This is a genomic window from Streptomyces sparsus (assembly GCF_054776295.1).
Window position 1 is genome coordinate 1 of sequence record NZ_BAAHCA010001670.1, and the last position, 585, is coordinate 585.

Here is a 585-nt window from a genome sequence, read left to right on the forward strand (position 1 = left end):
GCCGGCCGGGACCGTCGGGGAGCGGCGTCTCCGCGTGCCGGCTCAGGCGGGGCGTCCGGCCGTCGGGACTGCCCGGGCGCAGCCGCAACGAGGCGCTCTCGCCGATGAGGGCGCGCCGGTCGTTGTTGTAGGCGGCGGAGAGCAGGGTGTCGACGGGTACCGCCGCAGGACCGTCCGCGTCGCCGTACCAGGCCTCCCGGTCGGCCATGGCGAGCTTGGTGCCCTCGATCAGGGTGTGGGTGCCCTCGGGTGTGCCGAGGCCGGGATCTCCGTCGAGCAGGGCGAGTTGCTGGAGCATGCCGGGGCCCTGCGACCACGGTCCGGCCTTGCAGACCGTCCAGCCCTGCCAGTCGTGGGTGACCGGGTCCTCGTAGCCGGCCGACCAGCGGGCCAGGTCGTCGCCGGTGAGGGTGGAGCGGTGCCGCCGCCCGGAGGTGTCCAGGGTGGGGCGCGCCGCGGCCCGCACCAGGGCCTCCGCGATGAACCCCTCCCGCCACACGGCGCGGGCGGCTTCGATCCTGCGTTCGCGGCCGGGCCCGGCTGCGAGCGCCCGCCGAGGACGCGGAGCACAGCACCGCCCAACGC

General features: G+C 76.6%; 1 protein-coding gene. It reads right to left on the reverse strand.

The genetic code is table 11. The annotated features are described in order from the left end of the window. A partial coding sequence (locus ACYVE9_RS30215; RefSeq protein ID WP_461031040.1) for a gamma-glutamyltransferase occupies positions 1-585 on the reverse strand: 585 nt, incomplete at both ends.